General features: G+C 40.7%; 23 protein-coding genes and 2 pseudogenes. All 25 read left to right on the forward strand.

All coding sequences use genetic code 11. The features are described 5' to 3' along the window. Positions 1-302: 302 nt before the first annotated feature. The 25 genes and pseudogenes from FZ954_RS03120 (at position 303) to FZ954_RS03235 (ending at position 19521) form a co-directional block, all read left to right on the forward strand. The gene (locus FZ954_RS03120) at positions 303-1868 is read left to right on the forward strand and encodes a 2-isopropylmalate synthase (RefSeq protein ID WP_148876979.1); all 1566 of its coding nucleotides are present in this window, start codon (positions 303-305) and stop codon (positions 1866-1868) included. A gap of 12 nt (positions 1869-1880) precedes the next feature. Next, positions 1881-2918 carry a 3-isopropylmalate dehydrogenase gene (leuB, locus tag FZ954_RS03125; RefSeq protein ID WP_148876982.1) on the forward strand — a complete coding sequence of 346 codons (1038 nt, stop codon included), beginning with the start codon at positions 1881-1883 and terminating at the stop codon, positions 2916-2918. Next, a complete protein-coding gene (locus FZ954_RS03130; protein WP_148876985.1) occupies positions 2915-3181 on the forward strand; it encodes a DUF1294 domain-containing protein in 267 nt (88 codons plus the stop codon). Before leuB ends, FZ954_RS03130 begins: the two co-directional genes overlap by 4 nt. Before the next feature lies 1 nt (position 3182). After that, positions 3183-4565 (forward strand): 3-isopropylmalate dehydratase large subunit, encoded by a 1383-nt coding sequence (leuC, locus tag FZ954_RS03135; protein ID WP_148876988.1) that lies wholly within the window; start codon positions 3183-3185, stop codon positions 4563-4565. Between the two features lie 14 nt (positions 4566-4579). Beyond that, positions 4580-5170, forward strand: coding sequence for a 3-isopropylmalate dehydratase small subunit (gene leuD, locus FZ954_RS03140; protein WP_148876990.1), 591 nt, complete (start codon positions 4580-4582; stop codon positions 5168-5170). A gap of 99 nt (positions 5171-5269) precedes the next feature. Further along, positions 5270-6049 (forward strand): L-threonylcarbamoyladenylate synthase, encoded by a 780-nt coding sequence (locus FZ954_RS03145; RefSeq protein ID WP_005590290.1) that lies wholly within the window; start codon positions 5270-5272, stop codon positions 6047-6049. 188 nt (positions 6050-6237) lie between these two features. Next, entirely contained in the window at positions 6238-6681 is a 444-nt protein-coding gene (locus FZ954_RS03150) for a MarR family winged helix-turn-helix transcriptional regulator (protein WP_148876992.1), read from the forward strand. Positions 6682-6684: 3 nt separating this feature from the next. Then, a pseudogene (locus FZ954_RS03155) lies at positions 6685-7011 on the forward strand (nuclear transport factor 2 family protein); the annotation flags it as partial. A 68-nt stretch (positions 7012-7079) separates the two neighbouring features. Then, complete coding sequence (locus FZ954_RS03160) at positions 7080-8042, forward strand: zinc-binding dehydrogenase (protein WP_148876997.1); 963 nt, start codon at positions 7080-7082, stop codon at positions 8040-8042. Next, complete coding sequence (locus tag FZ954_RS03165; RefSeq protein WP_148876999.1) at positions 8039-8767, forward strand: ABC transporter ATP-binding protein; 729 nt, start codon at positions 8039-8041, stop codon at positions 8765-8767. Before FZ954_RS03160 ends, FZ954_RS03165 begins: the two co-directional genes overlap by 4 nt. Further along, positions 8760-10280 carry an ABC transporter permease/substrate-binding protein gene (locus tag FZ954_RS03170; RefSeq protein WP_148877002.1) on the forward strand — a complete coding sequence of 507 codons (1521 nt, stop codon included), beginning with the start codon at positions 8760-8762 and terminating at the stop codon, positions 10278-10280. Before FZ954_RS03165 ends, FZ954_RS03170 begins: the two co-directional genes overlap by 8 nt. 150 nt (positions 10281-10430) lie before the next feature. After that, on the forward strand, positions 10431-10748 hold the full coding sequence (locus FZ954_RS03175; RefSeq protein WP_148877005.1) for a TfoX/Sxy family protein: 318 nt from the start codon (positions 10431-10433) through the stop codon (positions 10746-10748). 96 nt (positions 10749-10844) lie between these two features. After that, positions 10845-11510 (forward strand): SatD family protein, encoded by a 666-nt coding sequence (locus tag FZ954_RS03180; RefSeq protein WP_148877008.1) that lies wholly within the window; start codon positions 10845-10847, stop codon positions 11508-11510. Further along, complete coding sequence (locus FZ954_RS03185; protein ID WP_148877010.1) at positions 11507-12244, forward strand: DUF3307 domain-containing protein; 738 nt, start codon at positions 11507-11509, stop codon at positions 12242-12244. The genes FZ954_RS03180 and FZ954_RS03185 overlap by 4 nt, the downstream gene beginning before the upstream one ends. A gap of 74 nt (positions 12245-12318) precedes the next feature. Further along, positions 12319-12900 carry a GrpB family protein gene (locus FZ954_RS03190; protein ID WP_148877012.1) on the forward strand — a complete coding sequence of 194 codons (582 nt, stop codon included), beginning with the start codon at positions 12319-12321 and terminating at the stop codon, positions 12898-12900. Between the two features lie 181 nt (positions 12901-13081). Further along, positions 13082-13933, forward strand: coding sequence for an alpha/beta hydrolase (locus FZ954_RS03195; RefSeq protein WP_148877015.1), 852 nt, complete (start codon positions 13082-13084; stop codon positions 13931-13933). 169 nt (positions 13934-14102) lie between these two features. Continuing rightward, a complete protein-coding gene (locus tag FZ954_RS03200; protein ID WP_148877017.1) occupies positions 14103-15083 on the forward strand; it encodes a DUF1002 domain-containing protein in 981 nt (326 codons plus the stop codon). Between the two features lie 171 nt (positions 15084-15254). Then, positions 15255-15551, forward strand: a complete 297-nt coding sequence (locus FZ954_RS03205) for a hypothetical protein (RefSeq protein WP_148877019.1) — start codon at positions 15255-15257, stop codon at positions 15549-15551. A gap of 183 nt (positions 15552-15734) precedes the next feature. Further along, positions 15735-16334 carry a recombinase family protein gene (locus FZ954_RS03210; protein ID WP_148877021.1) on the forward strand — a complete coding sequence of 200 codons (600 nt, stop codon included), beginning with the start codon at positions 15735-15737 and terminating at the stop codon, positions 16332-16334. 116 nt (positions 16335-16450) lie between these two features. Beyond that, complete coding sequence (locus FZ954_RS03215; protein ID WP_125404363.1) at positions 16451-16720, forward strand: Mor transcription activator family protein; 270 nt, start codon at positions 16451-16453, stop codon at positions 16718-16720. Positions 16721-16737: 17 nt separating this feature from the next. Next, positions 16738-17478, forward strand: coding sequence for a DUF2628 domain-containing protein (locus FZ954_RS03220; protein WP_148877023.1), 741 nt, complete (start codon positions 16738-16740; stop codon positions 17476-17478). A 104-nt stretch (positions 17479-17582) separates the two neighbouring features. Next, a pseudogene (locus tag FZ954_RS11725) lies at positions 17583-17739 on the forward strand (IS3 family transposase); the annotation flags it as partial. A 178-nt stretch (positions 17740-17917) separates the two neighbouring features. Further along, on the forward strand, positions 17918-18427 hold the full coding sequence (locus FZ954_RS03225; protein WP_148877027.1) for a DUF1643 domain-containing protein: 510 nt from the start codon (positions 17918-17920) through the stop codon (positions 18425-18427). 73 nt (positions 18428-18500) lie between these two features. Beyond that, positions 18501-18752, forward strand: coding sequence for a hypothetical protein (locus FZ954_RS03230; protein WP_148877029.1), 252 nt, complete (start codon positions 18501-18503; stop codon positions 18750-18752). 82 nt (positions 18753-18834) lie between these two features. Beyond that, positions 18835-19521 carry a hypothetical protein gene (locus FZ954_RS03235; RefSeq protein WP_222861943.1) on the forward strand — a complete coding sequence of 229 codons (687 nt, stop codon included), beginning with the start codon at positions 18835-18837 and terminating at the stop codon, positions 19519-19521. Positions 19522-19689: the final 168 nt, after the last annotated feature.

Here is a 19689-nt window from a genome sequence, read left to right on the forward strand (position 1 = left end):
TGCTAAAATACTAATCAATAACATTTCAAAAGGAGTCAGTCAAACATGAAGTCAACTCAATTTTCAAACTTTGCTTTGTTGTTGCGTTACTCGGGCTAGTGCGAAAGCATTAGTCCTGTTTGGCTTACCAAGCGGGAGTAAATCAACATCTCGCTTGGCTTCCAGCGAGATGTTTTTATTTTATTCTTCACGAAAATCTTTGCTAGGATATACTGAGAAAAGCGAACTAAAAGTTCATTTCATTGTTGTATCTCTCATTGATTTTTATAGCTATTTTAAACGATAAAGAAAGAGGAAAGTCTATGCAAAAAGTTGAGTTTCTTGATACCAGCCTTCGGGATGGTGAGCAGACACCGGGAGTGAATTTTTCTATTAAGGAAAAGGTTGCCATTGCTAAGCAACTAGAAAAATGGGGAATTTCTGCTATTGAAGCTGGTTTCCCAGCTGCTAGTCCAGATTCATTTGCGGCAGTGCAAGAGATTGCTAAAGTCATTACTAAAGCTTCTGTCACTGGCTTGGCGCGTTCGGTTAAGTCTGACATCGATGCTTGCTACGAGGCACTCAAGGATGCCAAACATCCGCAGATTCACGTTTTCATTGCGACCAGTCCCATACACAGAGAGTTCAAGCTGAAAAAGTCCAAGGAAGAGATTTTAGAAGCCATTAAGGAGCACGTTTCCTATGCTCGCTCCAAGTTTGAGATTGTCGAGTTTTCACCTGAGGACGCAACACGAACCGAGCTGGATTTTCTGCTCCAAGTTGTTCAGACAGCAGTTGATGCGGGGGCTAGCTACATTAACATTCCTGACACAGTGGGCTTTACCACGCCGGAAGAGTTTGGCAATATCTTTAAGCATCTGATTGACAATGTCCAAACAGATCGTGAGATTATCTATAGTCCTCACTGTCACGATGATTTGGGAATGGCGGTAGCCAACAGCCTGTCCGCAGTCAAATACGGAGCTAGACGGGTGGAAGGCACAATCAATGGTATTGGCGAGCGTGCTGGTAATGCTGCACTGGAAGAAGTAGCAGTTGCTTTGGAAATTCGCAAGGATTATTATCAAGTTGAAACAGATATTGTCCTTAATGAAACCATCAACACTTCTGAGTTGGTGTCCCGTTTCTCAGGTATTCCAGTGCCTAAGAACAAGGCGGTTGTTGGTGGCAATGCCTTCTCTCATGAATCTGGTATCCATCAGGATGGTGTTCTTAAGAATCCACTGACCTATGAAATTATCACACCAGAGCTAGTTGGAGTCAAGAGCAATTCACTGCCGCTCGGCAAGCTGTCTGGTCGCCACGCCTTTGTTGAAAAGCTCAAAGAACTGTCTCTGGACTTTGAAGAATCTGAAATTAATGAGCTCTTTGCTAAGTTTAAGGTCTTGGCGGATAAGAAAAACGAAGTCACGGACGCTGACATTCGGGCTCTGATTGCTGGAACGACAGTTGAAAATCCAGAAGGCTTCCACTTTAATGATCTGCAGTTGACGACCAATGACGATCATACCATCACAGCAGATGTGCAGTTGGTTAATGGCGACGGCGAAACGGTCAACTGTGTAGCAGAAGGAAAGGGAAGTGTTGAAGCCATCTTTAATGCCATTGACCAATTCTTTAACCAGTCAGTTCAACTTTTGGCCTATAATATTGAGGCCGTGACGGACGGGATTGACTCTCAGGCTCGTGTTTTGGTAGCGGTTGAAAACACCGATACTGATACGATTTTCAACTCTTCTGGTATTGATTTCGATGTTCTTAAGGCCAGCGCCATTGCCTATGTCCATGCCAATACCTTTGTGCAAAAGGAAAATGCTGGTGAAATCGGCCATCAGGTATCTTACCGCGATCTGCCTGCAAATAATTAGAAGGAAGCGACTATGACAAAAGAAATTGTAGCTCTGGCGGGTGACGGTATCGGCCCAGAAATCATGGAGGCTGGTCTCCAAGTACTTGCTGCTGTTGCGGACAAGTTCGGTTTTACTTATCATATCACGGAGAAAGCTTTTGGGGGTGCTGGTATTGATGCAGAAGGTCATCCTCTGCCTCAGTCAACTCTAGAAGTGGCTAAGGAGGCGGATGCTATTCTCCTAGCAGCTATCGGCAGTCCCCAGTATGATAATGCCCCAGTTCGACCAGAGCAAGGCTTGCTCGCTCTGCGCAAGGAGCTTGAACTTTATGCCAATATCCGCCCAGTTAAGATTTTCGATGCTCTTAAGCATTTGTCGCCTTTGAAGGCGGAGCGAATTGCTGGTGTGGATTTCGTGGTCGTGCGCGAGCTGACGGGTGGGATTTACTTTGGTGAGCATATTTTGGAGAATAGAACCGCGCGTGATATTAACGACTACAGCTATGAAGAGGTAGAGCGGATTGTCCGTAAGGCCTTTGACATTGCGCGTGGTCGCAGAAAGCGCGTGACCAGTATTGACAAGCAAAATGTGCTAGCGACATCCAAACTCTGGCGTAGAGTAGCAGATGAGGTGGCCAAGGATTATCCAGATGTGACCTTGGAGCACCAACTGGTGGACAGCGCTGCTATGCTCATGATTACCAATCCTGCTAAGTTTGATGTTGTAGTAACAGAAAATCTCTTTGGGGATATTCTATCAGACGAGTCCAGTGTCTTGTCAGGGACGCTGGGAGTTATGCCATCAGCCAGTCATTCGACTGCTGGGCCAAGTCTTTACGAGCCTATCCATGGTTCGGCTCCAGATATTGCAGGGCAGGGCATTGCCAATCCTATCAGCATGATCCTTTCTGTAGCCATGATGCTGCGGGATAGTTTTGCCGAGCTAGAAGCTGCAGAAGCGATTGAAGCAGCGGTTGAAAAGACCTTGGCTCAAGGGATTTTAACGCGAGATCTGGGCGGTCAGGCGACAACAACTCAAATGACGGAGGCCATTATCAATAACTTATGAAATGGATATTAACGGGTATTTGCCTGCTATGGAACCTTATCGTTTTCCTGCTTTATGGTTGGGATAAGCGAAAGGCTAAGAAAAATCACTACCGCATTCCAGAGAAGACCTTGCTCTTGTCAGCATTAGTAACCGGAGGTTTGGGCGCTTTATTAGGTGGTCGCCTCTTTCATCACAAGACCAGAAAATGGTATTTCTGGTTGGCTTGGATTTGCGGAATTATAGTGGAAATCGGAATTTTATATTACATATGGAGAAGCTAGTATGGCTGGAAAATCAATTTTTGATAAGATTTGGGAAAGACACGTAATAACAGGCCAAGAAGGTCAACCCCAGCTTATGTATGTGGATCAGCATTATATTCATGAAGTAACCAGCCCTCAGGCTTTTCAAGGCCTTCGAGATGCAGGGCGCAAAGTTAGACGGCCGGACTTGACCTTTGGAACTTTTGACCATAATGTTCCTACGGTCAATATCTATGATATCCGGGATGTGATTTCCAAGGCTCAGATTGATAAGCTTTCTGAAAATGTCAAGGATTTTGGCATCGAGCATGCGGCTCACGGATCAGAACTGCAGGGGATTGTCCATATGGTTGGACCCGAAACGGGCAAGACGCAGCCAGGGAAATTTATCGTCTGCGGTGACAGTCACACGGCCACTCACGGAGCTTTTGGAGCTATCGCTTTTGGAATCGGTACTTCAGAGGTAGAGCACGTCTTTGCAACGCAGACCATTTGGCAAGTCAAGCCTAAGAAAATGCTGGTCAAATTTACCGGAGTGCCACCTAAAGGTGTTTATTCCAAGGACTTCATCCTCGCTCTGATTGCCAAATACGGTGTAGCTGCCGGTGTTGGCTATGTGGTCGAGTATGCTGGTGATGCGATTGATCATTTGACCATGGAAGAGCGCATGACCATCTGCAATATGTCCATTGAGTTTGGCTCTAAGATGGGCATTATGAATCCGGACCAGAAGACCTATGATTACGTTCAAGGTCGGCCGGGAGCACCTAAGAACTTTGAGGCGGCAGTGGCTGATTGGAAGACTCTGGTCAGTGATCCTGATGCTGTCTATGATAAGGTCATTGAGATGGATGTTTCCCAGTTGGCACCTATGGTGACTTGGGGAACCAATCCTTCTATGGGAGTAGAGTTCGGCTCGGCTTTCCCTGAAATTCGCGATATGAACGACGAGCGGGCCTACAATTACATGGACCTCTCACCGGGTAAGAAAGCAGAAGATATTGACCTAGGTTATATCTTTATCGGATCCTGCACCAATGCCAGGCTCAGCGATTTGCAGCTGGCAGCTAAGTTTGTCGCTGGTAAGCATATCGCTCCCAATCTAACAGCTATCGTCGTGCCAGGCTCTCGTCCGGTCAAGCGGGCTGCTGAAAAGATGGGACTGGATAAAATTTTCGTGGATGCAGGCTTTGAGTGGCGCGATCCGGGTTGCTCCATGTGTCTGGGAATGAATCCAGACAAGGTGCCAGACGGAGTCCACTGTGCCTCAACCAGCAATCGGAACTTTGAGGATCGTCAGGGATTTGGCGCTAAAACCCATCTTTGCAGTCCTGCTATGGCCGCAGCGGCAGCTATTGCCGGGCACTTCGTAGACGTCCGCCAGCTACCGGAGGTCCAGTAAGGTAAGGAAGTTTTATGGAAAAATTTACAATCTATACGGGGACAACGGTTCCCCTCATGAACGATAATATCGATACAGACCAAATTTTACCCAAGCAGTTTCTCAAGTTGATTGATAAAAAAGGCTTTGGTAAGTACCTCATGTACGCATGGCGCTATCTGGACAATCAGTACACCGAAGATCCTGATTTCGTCTTTAATAGACCGGAGTACCGCAAGGCAACTATTCTAATTTCAGGGGATAATTTCGGGGCTGGTTCCTCTCGGGAGCACGCTGCCTGGGCCTTGGCTGACTATGGCTTTAAGGTAGTTATTGCCGGATCTTTCGGGGATATTCATTACAATAACGAGCTGAATAACGGAATGTTGCCTATCGTTCAGCCGCTCGAAGTCCGGCAAGCTTTGGCTAATCTGAAGCCGACGGATGAAGTGACGGTGGATTTGGAGCAGCAGAAGATTTTTTCACCGGTGGGAGAATTCTCCTTTGACATCGATGGAGAATGGAAGCACAAGCTCCTCAACGGTCTGGATGACATCGGTATTACCCTGCAGTATGAGGATTTGATTGCAGAATATGAAAAAAATCGTCCCTCTTATTGGCAGTAAAATTGTTTTCGATATATTAAGAAAATTCTGAAAACATCTTGTCTCCTATAAAAATATATGGTAAAATAAATCTTAATTTAATAGAAAAGGAAGAAACTTATGACAAAACACATTCAATGGAACGGAACTCTTTCACAAGAAGGTTATGACATCCTGAAAGGCGATGGCGGCTGTATCGTTTGCCCGACAAAGGTGGGTTACATCATTATGACTAGCGATAAGGCAGGCTTGGAGCGTAAGTTCGAAGCTAAGGCTCGTAACCGTAATAAGCCAGGTGTTGTCCTCTGTGGCAGTATGGATGAGCTTCGTGCTTTGGCGCAGCTAAATCCGGAAATTGAAGCTTTTTATCAAAAGCATTGGGATGAAGACATCCTCTTGGGTTGTATCCTTCCATGGAAGCCAGAAGCTTTTGAAAAGCTCAAAGCCTATGGCGACGGTCGGGAAGAGCTGATGACAGATGTTCGTGGCACGAGCTGTTTTGTTATTAAGTTCGGTAAGGCGGGCGAGCAGCTGGCAGCTAAGCTTTGGGAAGAAGGCAAGATGGTTTATGCATCCTCAGCCAACCCATCCGGTAAAGGAAACCGCGGCAAGGTCGAAGGAATTGGCGAGCGCATCGAAAACGCTGTTGACCTCGTCATTGAAGCAGATGACTATGTAGCCTCTATCCAGCCAGATAAGACCATTGAAACTCGCTACGAGCAAGGTGTTATGGTCTCTATGGTGGACAAGGATGGAAAACTGATTCCAGAACAAGGTGGGCAACGTTCCATCTCACCAGCACCAGTGGTCATCCGCAAAGGCTTGGACATCGACAAAATCATGATGCACCTGTCTGATACCTTTAACTCATGGGATTACCGTCAGGGTGAATATTACTAAGATAAAAATAAGCTCAGTGTGGGAGAGGGATTTCCTCTTTACACTGGGCTTTTTGTTTTGAACTTTGAGTTTAAAGATCTTTATCCAATTTTAAATTATTTCGAAATAGAATAAGATTCTTGACAAGTGTAATGATTGGTGTTACAATTATTAAAAAATATCGATATAGAAATAGATTGGGAGGAAGTATGAAAGATAGTCATTTAGTTGCCCACCATATTCGTTTGTTGAATGGGAGGATTTTTCAAAAGTTACTGAGTCAGGATCCTGAAGCCCTTTATCGCAGTGAGCAGGGGAAGATTCTCACCGTTTTATGGAATAGCGAAACGGGTTGCGCTACGGCGACAGATATTGCACTGGTGACGGGATTGGCCAATAATACGCTGACAACTATGCTGAAAAAGTTGGAAGAGCAGGATTTGGTGACCTTTAGTCAGTGTGGTTTAGACAAGCGAAAAAAATATGTCAAGTTGACAGAGCAAGGTTGGGCACAGAAAGAAATTGGTCATCGTGTCAGTCAAAAACTGGATGCTATTTTTTATAAAGGCTTCTTAGAGGAAGAAATTCGCCAGTTTGAAAATTATCAGGAACGTATTTTAGCCAATCTGAAAGAGAAAGCAAATGAGGCATAAATCATGTCAAAACAAGTTGAAAATGCACAAGATTTATACATTCATGCCATTCAAGATGGGTGTGTTGCTGAGGCTGAGGCTCAGTCTGTAGGGGATACCTACATTCAACACTCGACAGGTGTGCCAGATGGCAAAGAAGGGTTTGCGACTTTCTTTGCAAATTTCTTTGAACGCCATCCCAAGCGTGAGATGAAAATTGTTCGCACCATTGAGGATGGTAATCTAGTCTTTGTCCATGTCCATCAATTTCTCAATGGCGGGGAAGCGCAATGGGTGACGACAGATACTTTCCGTTCTGATGAGAATGGACGTATCGTGGAGCATTGGGACAACAAAGAAGTCATGCCTAAGGTAGAAGACTTGACCAATAGAGGGAAGTTTTAAAAGGAGATACTAAGATGAAAGCTGTGCTTGTCAAGGAAGCTGGAGGACCAGAAGTTCTGCAGGTTGTGGAAGTTCCAAAACCGACTGTTAAAGAAGGTTGGACCTTGGTCAAGGTACAAGGATTTGGAATCAACCATAGTGAGATTTTTACTCGTCAAGGACTATCGCCCTCCGTTCAATTTCCACGGATTTTAGGAATTGAATGTGTGGGAATTGTAGAGGAAACCAATCGTCCCGATTTGCAGATCGGGCAGCAGGTCATCTCCATCATGGGAGAAATGGGGCGTGCTTTTGATGGTGGTTATGCTGAGTATGTTTTGCTACCAGATGAACAGGTTTATCCTGTGAGGACAGAGCTTGCTTTGGAAAGTTTAATCGCTCTGCCTGAAACCTACTACACGGCATTTGGCTCTTATCTCAATCTCAAGATTGAGGAGGGAGACCGAGTTCTGGTTCGGGCTGCGACTAGTGGTGTTGGGATTGCTTTTGCAAAACTTCTCAAGGGGCAATTTCCAAATGTCTATTTAGCGGGAAGTAGCCGTAGTCTGGGCAAGGAAGAGCAACTAAAAGAGGCAGGATTTGACCAGGTGATTTTGGATAAGGATGGCGTTTTGCAAACAGAAGAGCAGTTTGACAAGGTCTTGGATCTTGTCGGTCCGAGTGCTATTCTCGATACATTTGCTCGTATGGCAGATGGTGTTATGATCTGTTCTTGTGGCTTGCTGGGCGGTCAGTGGACTATTCCAGACTTTGACCCTATTGAAATGCTTTACCGCAATCTCTACTTGACTACCTTTGCTTCTGGTAATGTGTCTCAAGACAAGCTTCAAGCTTTGGTGGACTTTGTAGAGCGGTATCAGGTGGATGTGCGACCTGAAAAAGTATTTTCTATTGAACAAATCCAGGACGCTCATGCTTATCTGGAAAGTAGCCAGTCTTTTGGCAAGGTTATCGTAATAAATAAGGAGAAGAAATGATTGAATATAAAAATGTAGCGCTACGCTATACAGAAAAAGATGTCTTGAGAGATGTCAATTTAAGGATTGAGAATGGGGAGTTCATGGTTTTAGTTGGGCCATCTGGGTCAGGTAAGACGACCATGATTAAGATGATTAACCGTCTCTTGGAACCAACTGATGGAAATATTTACATGGATGGCAAGCGCATCAAAGACTATGATGAGCGTGAGCTGCGCCTTTCTACAGGCTATGTCTTACAGGCGATTGCCCTCTTCCCAAACCTAACTGTGGCTGAAAATATTGCTCTCATTCCTGAGATGAAAGGATGGAGCAAAGCAGATATTCAGCAGAAGACTGATGAATTGCTGGAGCTAGTAGGCTTGCCTGCTGAAGACTATGCTCAGCGTATGCCGAGTGAGCTGTCTGGTGGTGAGCAGCAGCGGGTGGGCATTGTCCGTGCAATTATCGCCCAACCCAAAATCCTGCTGATGGATGAACCTTTTTCAGCTCTTGATGCTATCTCGCGTAAGCAATTGCAGAGCTTGACCAAGAGTATCCATGACCAGTTTGGGATGACAACAATCTTTGTAACCCATGATACGGACGAGGCTTTAAAGTTGGGGAATCGGATTGCTGTTTTGCAGGACGGGGAGATTTGTCAAGTGGCAACACCTGAGGAAATCTTATCTGCACCTGCAACCAGCTTCGTAGCAGATTTATTTGGAGGTGTTCAACATGGCTAATTTAATTTCTACCTTTCAAGAGCGCTTTGGTGATTGGGTAGCAGCCCTTGGTCAGCACCTCCAGCTGTCTCTTCTGACCTTACTAGTGGCCATCTTCCTGACCATTCCACTCGCTATTTATCTCAATAGTCACAAAAAAGCAGCTAATTGGGTACTGCAAATTGCAGGAATCTTTCAAACCATTCCTTCAATGGCCTTGCTGGGACTTTTTATCCCCCTCATGGGGATTGGCACACTGCCGGCACTGACTGCTCTGGTGATTTACGCTATTTTCCCGATTTTAGAAAATACTGTCACGGCTTTGAATGGGATTGATCCTAGTTTAGAGGAAGCTGGAATCGCCTTTGGGATGACCAAGTGGGAGCGACTCAAAAAGTTTGAACTGCCTCTAGCAATGCCCGTCATCGTGTCAGGAGTTCGGACGGCAACGGTAATGATTATCGGAACAGCAACTCTGGCAGCCCTTGTCGGAGCTGGTGGACTAGGTTCTTTTATCCTTCTAGGAATTGACCGTCGCAATGCTAGTCTGATCTTGATTGGAGCAATTTCATCTGCAGTTTTGGCAATTCTTTTCAACAGTCTTCTTAAATGGATGGAAAAGGCCAAGCTTCGGACGGTATTTACAGCTTTTACGGTCTTAATCCTCGGACTAGGCGCTTCTTACATGCCAAGCTTGCTACCAAAACAAAGCAAGGATAATCTGGTTATTGCTGGGAAATTGGGTCCAGAACCAGAAATTCTCATGAATATGTATAAACTACTCATCGAGGAAAATACGGATATGACTGTGACAGTCAAACCAAACTTTGGTAAGACTGACTTCCTTTATCAAGCACTGAAAAAAGGTGATATTGATATCTATCCTGAGTTTACCGGTACGATTACTGGAACCCTCTTGCAACCTGCTCCAAAGGTCAGCAATGATGCTGAAGAAGTCTTTGAAGTGGCGCGTGATGGCATTAAGAAACAGGACAATCTAGTCTTGCTCAATCACATGGCTTATCAAAATACATATGCCATCGCAGTACCTAAGAGTGTCGCCAAAGAATACAATCTTAAAACCATCTCTGATCTTAAAGCAGTCCAAGATAAGCTTAAGGCAGGGTTTACCTTGGAATTTAACGACCGTGAGGATGGGAATAAGGGCTTGCAGTCTGTCTATGGACTAAATCTCAATGTATCAACTATGGAGCCAGCCCTTCGCTATGATGCGATTCAATCAGGTGATATTCAGATTATGGAAGTCTATTCAACTGACCCTGAAATTGAGCGCTATCAACTTCAGATTTTAGAAGACGATAAACATCTTTTCCCTCCTTATCAAGGGGCGCCTCTCCTGAAGGCTGAATTGCTAGAAAAACACCCTGAATTGGAAGGTGTTCTCAATAAGCTGGCTGGTAAAATTACGGAAAGCCAGATGAGTCAGATGAATTATCAAGTTGGCATTGAAGGAAAAAAAGCCGAAGCTGTTGCGCGTGATTATCTGGTCAAGGAAGGACTTTTAAAAAAATAAGAAGTAAAAGAGTTAGACTTGTTAGGTCTAGCTTTTTTGCTTACCCGAGGATAGACAGACTACGGATTGAAGGAGATGAGTTAATCTCTTGGTCAGGAAATCTTCACCCATTTTTGGTATAATAAAGTATCAATTCATGGAGGTGTTCCGATGGCATCTAGTCAAGAATATTTGGATTTTATTCTGAAGCAGCTGCAGGGCTTAGGCCAAGAAATTAGCTTTCGCAAGATGATGGGGGAATATTTGCTCTATTATCGAGGTCGCTTATTTGGCGGGATTTATGACAATCGCTTGCTGCTCAAGTCAGTCCAGCCTGCTCTGACTCTCTTAGAGAATCTAGTCTATGAAACTCCTTATCCCGGTGCAAAGTCAATGCTTCATATAAAAGAAGTAGAAGATGCTGCCTTTCTCTGTAATTTGATTGAAGCTGCCTATCCTGCCTTGCCAGCACCTAAAAATAAAAAATAGTCTTTCTGTTCTAATGGATATTTCTAAAATTTTCCGTTGTAATAGACATTTTAAAATTTTTCCTTTATAATGGACTTAAAGGAGGTTTGATCAGCTATGCTTTATATTGCTCTTATTGGAGATTTGATTGAGTCCAAACAGCTAAAAAACCGCAAGCAGGCGCAGCAAGAGTTGCAGGAATTGATGGCGGTGCTAAATCAGGATTATCGAGATTATCTGGTGTCGCCTTTTACAGTAACGACTGGAGACGAGTTTCAGGCTTTGCTGCGGCCTAATCCTGAGATCATGCGGCTCATTGATCAGATTGCCTTAGGCTTTCCTCACCCGATTCGCTTTGGGCTTGGTCTGGGGGAGATTGTGACGGACATCAATCGAGAGCAGAGTATTGGTGCGGACGGTCCAGCCTACTGGAGGGCACGCGCAGCTATTAACGCAGTCCACGAAAAAAATGATTATGGCAGCAGTCGCATAGCTGTATCCTTAGGAGATGAAGAGCTCAGTCAGGCGGTCAATACGGTGCTGGCGGCTGCGTCCTTTATCCAGAGCAAGTGGAATGCTAGCCAGAGAGAGGTGCTCGAGCGGATGCTCACAGAATACATCTATGATGAGAATTTTTCTCACGGGGAAATAGCAGAGCTGCTGCAGATTAGTCCCAGTGCGCTTAGTAAGCGGCTCAAGTCGTCTGGTTTAAAGGTTTATCTAAGAAATCGCCGTTTAGCTATGAGAATGATTCTACAGGCAGCAAAGGAGGCTGAAGAATGACAAATTTTATGGGATTTTCAGAATTTTTCATGCAGAATCCGATTCTTGTATTGACTTTGCTGGCCCATGTGCTAGCTGATTTTCAGCTTCAAAGTCAGAAAATGGCCGACCTAAAAAGCCGGCGGTTAAATTTTTTGATTCTCCACTTGGGAATTGTTCTCTTGCCCTTGTTGCTCTTAGGGCTAGTCCTACCTAAGTATCTGCTATATTTCAGCTTGGTCTGGCTCAGTCATGTGCTTATTGACTTCTTAAAGAATAGGCTGAATTCATTGATTGTCCAGCAGCATGCTCAAAAGTTTGCCTTTATACTGGATCAGATCTTGCATTTAATTAGTATTTTTGCTCTTTATTTTCTCTTAGGGCAGCAGCAAATTCCAGCTCCTAATTGGCTGTCTGAACGTTACCTCATGTTGCAGGCTCTCTTTTTCTTCGCCCTTACTGGTAAGCCGGTCAATATTCTCTTTAAACTCTTCTTCAGCAAGTACCAGGCAGGAGAAGACAGCGGGGAGACTATTGCGGGGGCTGGTGCTATGATTGGGATTTTGGAACGATTGATTATGGGGCTTTCCCTTATTTTTGGGCAGTTTACAGCGATTGGATTGGTCTTCACGGCCAAATCTATCGCTCGCTATAATAAAATTTCTGAAAGCCAATCCTTTGCAGAATACTATTTGATTGGCTCACTATTTAGCATGATCAGCGTTTTACTGACTTATGGCTTGCTTTATTGGTAATAAAAACTGAGACTGGGATAGGATTCCCGGTCTTTACTCTAATTCTCATTTGATACAAGGTAAGGAGAAGTCACATGGCAAAGGCCCTAGAAGATATGTCTTTAGAAGAATTATGGCAGTTGTTCCCGATTTTCTTAGAGGAGCACAATAAGGATTGGGCAGCTTGGTATGTAGAGGAAAGCAGAAGAATAGTAAATCTTTTGCCAGAAAATCAATTGTATAAGATGCATCATATTGGTTCCACATCTATTGAGGGGATATGGGCTAAGCCGATTATAGACCTTCTTTTAGAAGTTCCTCGAAGTGAAGATATGGGGAGCATCAAGAGAGAATTGCTAGAGCATGGCTACCTGCTTATGTCAGAGTCAGAAGGTCGCATGTCTTTTAACAAGGGCTATACACTGCAAGGTTTTGCGGAGCGTATTTTTCACTTGCATTTGCGCTACTATGGAGACCATGATGAACTCTATTTCCGAGACTATCTGAAAGATCATCCAGCTGTCGCTAAAGACTACGAGCAGTTAAAATTAATCTTATGGAAAAAGTATGAGTACAATCGTGATGCTTACACAGAAGCTAAAACTGACTTCATCAGACGGTACACGCAAAAAGCTAAAAAGCTTTATAAGAGAAGGTATGACGATAAAATTGAATAACATGATAGTTCTCGGTGCGATGATTTTTTATTCAAGTTAATACGAATAAAAACAAAACATATCCGATTTAATACAAATTAGGTTCCTTTGAATTCTTTTTAAATAGAACACTGTCTTCTTTAGTTGTTTAAGGTTATTATATATGTTATAATACTAATCCATACAAGATAGGAGGTGGAAAATGGAAAAGCGGTCTATCATAGCACTATCATCTTTTCTGTTCATTGCTCTTGTTAGCTTATTTCTAATCTACAATCGGCAAACCAAAGAATTAAATAGTAGTGACTATATTCAGTCAAGGACTCCGACCTTATTTTTCCATGGTTATGGCTCAAGTGCTAATGCTGAAAAGCATATGGTAGAGGCCGCCAGACAAGCTGGAGTTACTCAAACCATCATCACAGCCACAGTTGACAGTCATGCTCAAGTAACTCTTAAAGGTGATATTCCGAAAAATGCTGTTAATCCAATTGTCATGGTTGAGTTCAAAGACAATCGAAATGCCGACTATGCTCAGGATGGAGAGTATGCGGCAGCAGTTGTCAGAGAGTTGCAAGCAAGATATGGCTTTAAAAAGATGAATTTTGTTGCACATTCTATGGGAAATATGTCTATTTTATTTTACCTATTGGAGCACGCTCAAAATGAAGAACTTCCACAGTTACAAAAGCAGGTAAATATTGCCAATCATGTCAATGGTTTGGAGGGCATGGATCTACCAGATAATTTGACCATTCTAGATTCCAAAACAGGGCAACCTAGCGCCATGAGTGATAGCTATCAAAAACTTCTGGGCTTGCGCGAAATTTATCCGCAAGATCAAGTGGATGTGCTTAATATCTATGGAGATTTTAAAAATCAATCAGATGGTTCCGTCTTAAACGTTTCTTCTCGTAGTCTCAAGTATCTTGTAATTGACAATGCAAAGTCCTATCAGGAAAAACGAGTGACTGGCCCCCTGGCTCAGCATAGCCAGCTGCATGAAAATCCAGAAGTAGATAGATTATTGATTGACTTTCTTTGGGGCAAATAATTTTAAGAAATGCAGGCTATTCTTTGTCTATAAGAAAACTTTAAGCATTTTATACTATTTTGTTCTATGGAAAGTTTTCCTTTCCTAATTTAGTATGACAGCGCAATCCGCTGATTATAATCGAAACTTCTCTAAAACCTTATTGTTTAGAGATAGATTGAGGAGTAAAATGAAATTTAAGAAAACATTACTAACGGCAGGAGCTTTTCTAGCTACGCTCTTTACCGTATCCACAGTAACTGCTGACACAAACGTTCAAAAAGTCATTGACGAAACCTATGTTCAGCCTGAGTATGTCTTGGGCTATTCCTTGGATGATAGTCAAAAAGAGCAAACGCTTCAGCTCTTAGGCTACAATGCATCGAGCGATTCTAAACCTTTGAAAACAATGACACCTGATGTCTATTCAAAAATTATGAATGTGGCAAATGATCCTAGTTTGCAGCTATATTCTTCTGTTAAGATTAAGAAGTTGGGCAACAAGAAGCCACTTCAAGTTAAGATTGTTACGCCGCAAAACATCACCAAGGTTACAGAGGATATGTATCGCAATGCGGCAGTCACCTTGGGCGTACAGCATGCAGAAATCACAGTAGCAGCACCTATCCCTGTAACTGGAGAAAGCGCCCTGGCTGGTATCTATTACTCACTGGAGGAAAATGGAGCGAGCGTTCCTCAAGAAAATAAAGATCTGGCTCAGGAAGAATTATCCGCACTTTCAAATATCAACACCGAGAACCAGGGCAAGGAAGGTTACGATGCTGATAAATTGAATGTGGCTTTGACAGATATAAAAACAGCAGTTGCTAATGCTAAAAAGAATAATAGCAATTTGACAGAAGCTGATGTCCGTAAAATCGTTGAAGAAACACTGAAAAACTACGGTCTTAGCAGTTCCGTCACAGCTGACCAAATCAATCTGATTATTAACTTTGCTGTCAATCTTTCAAATAGCGGGGTCATCACAAATTCTGATTTCACAAAGACGCTCACCGACTTGAAAAACAGCATTGTCTCAAAGGCTGGTGATACCTTCAATAATATCAATCTTAACTTTGATGCAAACGGACTTCTTGAAGATGGCGGTAATTTCTTCAGCAATATCTGGAATGCAATCGTCAATTTCTTTAAGGGGTTACTAGGTCAATAAGACTGTCTTTAAAAATGTAACTAAAAACCAGCTAGATTCTAGCTGGTTTTTGCGTATTTCTTATTCCCACTCGATAATTATAAAGACGTTCCGTGTGGTTGATTTACTAATAAGTAATGCAGAGTATAGCAGGGAATTTGGCAGGGAATTTTAAAAGAGGACAAGTGCTTCATGAATCAAAAATTAATAGCGATAGATTATCTATCTAAGCATGTTGAAGAGAACATTGAATTTGACAATATCAGTTACGAGAGCAATGTTTTCGACTATATAGAATTAGATGAAGAACTACTTCCTAGTGAGTATCAAAAAGTCTTTGAAGGAAACATAGTCAAAGTAGATATCTACATGTATGATACAGTATATATTTACTTCATAAGTTTACTAGATTCTCCTCAAATAGGAAGTTTACTGGGAGTGGCAAAGGAGCGCCAGTTGTTAGAGTATAAATTTCTTAAAGAAAGGTAAGTAAAATGTTTGGTTTAATCTTAGTTTTAGAAGTAATAGCTTTAGTAGCTAAATCTGTTTCGAATGAGTTAAAGAGAAAAAAGTAATCTGTCTAAAATAGGTGTATCTATAATTGACTATGACAAGTAGGATGAGTTATTTATCTGCGTTGTAAAAAATACATGACAAAAAAAGAGGTAAGCGATGAAAATAGGATACATTAGAGCATCAACTAAAGATCAAAACCTAGCTAGGCAGATTGAAATGATGAAACAAGAGGGCGTTAATAAGGTATTCAGTGAAAAAGTAAGCGGTAAAGATATGAACCGTAAAGAACTAAAAGCTCTGTTAAAGTTTGCAAGGGAAGGAGATGAAATTATAGTATCTTCTCTCGATAGATTAGGTAGAGACTATCAAGATATAAAAGAGATTGTGAGACAATTACAACAAAGGTGCATCAAGCTAACTATAATTGATGCGCCTTTTTTAAATTTTAATACAGGAAACAATACACTGGACACTGCTATGTTTGATATGTTTCTATCATTGTTAGGTTATATAGCGCAAAATGAACGTGAAAAAATCTTAGAAAGACAGAGCCAAGGTATTAAGTTAGCTAAGCAGCGTGGTGTTTATAAAGGGCGTCCTATACAGTATCATGAACACGCTAAAAATGCTAAAGACAGATTAATCTATCACAATGTTAAACGAATGCTTGAAGAACACCTTCCAGTTACACAAATTGCCAAGGAAAACGGGATCTCTAGACAGACGGTATATATTATCCGGAAAAGGCTTAAATGACAGAATGCTTCCGAATTGTGAAGTCCAGACTGGTTCTCTGATTTTGTCTAGGTCATTTGACAGTTGATTTGTCCTGAAAAGGATAGTTAAATTTATTGTAGAGGAGAATATTAATAATGGCGTTAGAACAAACACAACCTAGTGATTGGAATAAGATTTATATGGAGTTAGCTACATTGATAGGAAAAGAAAATGCTATGCTTTTGTACACCCATTATAGAGGAGCATATATTAATTTCCCCATGAGGTTATTATCAAAGGAGGGATTACAGAGAATAGTGTGTGCAGAATTTAACGGAAATAATTCAGGAGAAATTGCAAAAAAATATGGCTATTCAGTTAGACATATTAATAGAGTTGCACAAGAAAAAAATCACATTAAATAAGTTAAGGAGATTAATAAATGTATTGTAGAACATGCGGAAAAGAAGTAAATCAAAATGCAGAATTTTGTTTAAACTGTGGAGTAAATCCACAGAGCGGCAATGCTCACTGTCATAACTGTGGAGTAAATACAAATCCAGAACAAGTTGTTTGTTTAGCATGCGGAGTCAATCTTGAACAAAGGAATGCATCAAATGGTTACAACAGTGCAGAAAGCTCTAAAGCTTTCTGCAAAAGTTGTGGAAATAAAGTTAATGAGAAAGCTGAGATATGTATGACTTGTGGTATTAATCCATTAAATGGTCATAATTATTGTCAAAATTGTGGAGCTCCAACCAAAGCTGAACAAGAAATTTGTACTTCATGTGGTGTAAGAGTTAGCGGTATGAGAGTTAATAGTAGAGCAAGAAGTAGAGAATCATTTGGCTCTACTATGGGAAGTTTCTCATATGGATCATACTCCGAATACTATCAAAATGAATTTTCTGCTATAGAAAGAAGTAATGAAGAATATCAAGGAAAGTTTAATTGGTTGGCATTTTTGTTCACACCAATTTGGTTACTTACAAAAGGTATGTGGCAACTAGTGTTAATAGTTTCTGTCATTTATTTCTTTCCCCTTGTTGGAGTCCTAGTTGCTCTAGTTTTTTGTTTCTTAATTGGACGTAAGGCGAACTATCTATACTATAGAAAAGAGAAATATGGAGAGCAATTACCGAAAGATTGGAGTATATTCTTCGATTTTATTAATCAGAAATAGCAGTACATAATTCTAACAATAAAAAGACACAGTCCTCTTTTTGAAAAGTGAACTGCACCCCAAAGGTTAGACAGAAAAAATCTAACTTTTGGGGTGTTATTTTTATGAAATTAAGTTATGAAAACAAAGTTCAAATATATGAATTGAGAAAGCAAGGAGAGAGCTTTAGACGGCTTTTCAAATCAATTTGGGATAAACATTTCTAATCTTCAGTACATGATTAAATTGATTGATCGTTACGGGATAGAAATCGCAAAAAAAAGGATATACCGATTATAACTGGATTATTAGTCAATAATAGAATTACAAGTATATATTATAGATTAGGAGAAGTAAGTATGTTTTGGCAAAGAAATGTACTAGATATTATTATAATTGGTAGCAACCTCATACCTTAATGAATTTCAGCAAGATAGAAATGAGAAAAAGAAGGCATATAATGGCAAAAAAACATTTAAGCGTTAACATCAAAATTGAAATTGTGGAGTCAAGTAATAAACAGCATCGATACGTTCTTAGCAAACAATGGAATGATAAACCTATGGTTACAGTCCTAACTTTATATCCTAGTTCTAGCAACTTAGTCGGAGATGATATGACCATGATGTTGATCACTCAAAATGTCTATAAGTTAGGATATGGTGGATTCTATAGTGTTAACTTATTTTCTAAATACAATATTGATAAGAAGAACTATTTGAAAGCAACTAATGTTGATAATGATTACCATATAGTAGAATGTGTGAAAAATTCTAGTGAGGTAATATTTGCTTGCGGTTCGTTACCTTTTAAAAATAAACAAGTTGCTAAAAGATTGTATAAAATTAATCAAATATTAGAAGATAATCAACTAAATCAAAAGATAAGATATTTGACAGACAGGCACCAAGAAATAAATTTCCATCCATTAGCTAGTAAGGTAAGAAAAAGTTGGATTTTAAGATGCTAAACTATTTTTCTTAATCAAAATTTTGTTATAATTATAATATAACTAATTACAATTTTTAAGAGGTATCTAAACGATGAATATAACATTTCAAGATATTATAGATAATCTTTTTTATGTACATAAGAGTTTCAATGAACAGACGAATACGAGAAGAGTGGTTATTGATAACAATAATTCTGATAATAAAATTACTGCTATTCGAAACCGCCTTCTTTCCAGTGTTGTAATTTTATCTTTTTCACGGGAATTTACGACTCATTACGAAGAAGTGCTAAACTGGTTTGATTTCTATAAGAATCAGGGAAAAAAAACAGATTACACCTAAACATGTAAATAAATTCGCAAAATTTAAAGTACGTATTAGTAGGAAGGAAGTTCCTGATAGATGTATCGGATACCTCGTCTACATGTTATCTTCATTTTTTCACTTGAATGATTTGTTGGATGATTTTTATTATATTTTTGGTCGTAAGCTGATCTATGAAAAAGAACAATTTAGTGAACAAACATGGGAAAGTATCATAAAAGATGATTTTCTATTTTCTATACTTCTTTTTGGGTTAGATAATTTAATTGATATACAACAAAAATCGAAATCGTCAAAGGATTATTTTGACAACTTAATAAAGACCTATCATAAATATAAAGATTATTATTTAAAGACAATAACTGAGTCAGAACTTCCTGTTAAAGATAAGTTTAAGAAAGAACTAAGTGCAGAGCTTGCTATTGAACAACAAATAGTATTAAATGATAATCGTTTTTTTGATTATATTAAAGATATGGGCTCCGAAGAAATTCAAAGGACTAAGCGAATAATATTGAGCTTATTTGCATTAACAGTCTCACCAGAGTTAGTGAATGAAAAACATAACGATTCAATTCTCAGAAATCAAATAAGAAATGATGACATTTCTATTGATCGGGCTCTAATTTACCTCTTTACTTCATCAAGAGATTTAGAAGAGTATCAAAAATTCGAACTAGAAAACAAGCACTATCACTATATTAATCCTTCAATCCTATTGTCTTTAAAAGACGTGGTATCTGATAGAGTTTTATCTCCGTTCCCACTTCCCTTCTCTCCTGAATAGGTCCTTATCATAAACCACCGAAAATGTCAACCCCAATCGTCAGCGAGTGGGGGTTACTTTTTGTTTAATACACCTTATAATAATGCCATAGTCAATGAGTAACTAATAAGACTAGCGAACCATGGTCTTTTCTGTACTAAGGTACGGTCTCGTATTTTTTAGTTCACA

This window comes from Streptococcus sp. Marseille-P7375 (assembly GCF_902460365.1).
Classification (GTDB): Bacteria; Bacillota; Bacilli; order Lactobacillales; family Streptococcaceae; genus Streptococcus; species Streptococcus cristatus_I.

Bases quoted from the DNA above. Each gene is read 5' to 3' on its own strand.
- leuD (WP_148876990.1), top strand. From the start codon at position 4,580: ATGGAAAAATTTACAATCTATACGGGGACAACGGTTCCCCTCATGAAC.
- leuC (WP_148876988.1), top strand. From the start codon at position 3,183: ATGGCTGGAAAATCAATTTTTGATAAGATTTGGGAAAGACACGTAATA.
- FZ954_RS03160 (WP_148876997.1), top strand. From the start codon at position 7,080: ATGAAAGCTGTGCTTGTCAAGGAAGCTGGAGGACCAGAAGTTCTGCAG.
- FZ954_RS03200 (WP_148877017.1), top strand. From the start codon at position 14,103: ATGAAATTTAAGAAAACATTACTAACGGCAGGAGCTTTTCTAGCTACG.
- FZ954_RS03130 (WP_148876985.1), top strand. From the start codon at position 2,915: ATGAAATGGATATTAACGGGTATTTGCCTGCTATGGAACCTTATCGTT.
- FZ954_RS03175 (WP_148877005.1), top strand. From the start codon at position 10,431: ATGGCATCTAGTCAAGAATATTTGGATTTTATTCTGAAGCAGCTGCAG.
- FZ954_RS03230 (WP_148877029.1), top strand. From the start codon at position 18,501: ATGAATATAACATTTCAAGATATTATAGATAATCTTTTTTATGTACAT.
- FZ954_RS03170 (WP_148877002.1), top strand. From the start codon at position 8,760: ATGGCTAATTTAATTTCTACCTTTCAAGAGCGCTTTGGTGATTGGGTA.
- FZ954_RS03205 (WP_148877019.1), top strand. From the start codon at position 15,255: ATGAATCAAAAATTAATAGCGATAGATTATCTATCTAAGCATGTTGAA.
- FZ954_RS03120 (WP_148876979.1), top strand. From the start codon at position 303: ATGCAAAAAGTTGAGTTTCTTGATACCAGCCTTCGGGATGGTGAGCAG.
- FZ954_RS03190 (WP_148877012.1), top strand. From the start codon at position 12,319: ATGGCAAAGGCCCTAGAAGATATGTCTTTAGAAGAATTATGGCAGTTG.
- FZ954_RS03220 (WP_148877023.1), top strand. From the start codon at position 16,738: ATGTATTGTAGAACATGCGGAAAAGAAGTAAATCAAAATGCAGAATTT.
- FZ954_RS03180 (WP_148877008.1), top strand. From the start codon at position 10,845: ATGCTTTATATTGCTCTTATTGGAGATTTGATTGAGTCCAAACAGCTA.
- FZ954_RS03210 (WP_148877021.1), top strand. From the start codon at position 15,735: ATGAAAATAGGATACATTAGAGCATCAACTAAAGATCAAAACCTAGCT.
- FZ954_RS03235 (WP_222861943.1), top strand. From the start codon at position 18,835: ATGTTATCTTCATTTTTTCACTTGAATGATTTGTTGGATGATTTTTAT.
- FZ954_RS03145 (WP_005590290.1), top strand. From the start codon at position 5,270: ATGACAAAACACATTCAATGGAACGGAACTCTTTCACAAGAAGGTTAT.
- FZ954_RS03165 (WP_148876999.1), top strand. From the start codon at position 8,039: ATGATTGAATATAAAAATGTAGCGCTACGCTATACAGAAAAAGATGTC.
- FZ954_RS03185 (WP_148877010.1), top strand. From the start codon at position 11,507: ATGACAAATTTTATGGGATTTTCAGAATTTTTCATGCAGAATCCGATT.
- FZ954_RS03215 (WP_125404363.1), top strand. From the start codon at position 16,451: ATGGCGTTAGAACAAACACAACCTAGTGATTGGAATAAGATTTATATG.
- FZ954_RS03195 (WP_148877015.1), top strand. From the start codon at position 13,082: ATGGAAAAGCGGTCTATCATAGCACTATCATCTTTTCTGTTCATTGCT.
- FZ954_RS03150 (WP_148876992.1), top strand. From the start codon at position 6,238: ATGAAAGATAGTCATTTAGTTGCCCACCATATTCGTTTGTTGAATGGG.
- FZ954_RS03225 (WP_148877027.1), top strand. From the start codon at position 17,918: ATGGCAAAAAAACATTTAAGCGTTAACATCAAAATTGAAATTGTGGAG.
- leuB (WP_148876982.1), top strand. From the start codon at position 1,881: ATGACAAAAGAAATTGTAGCTCTGGCGGGTGACGGTATCGGCCCAGAA.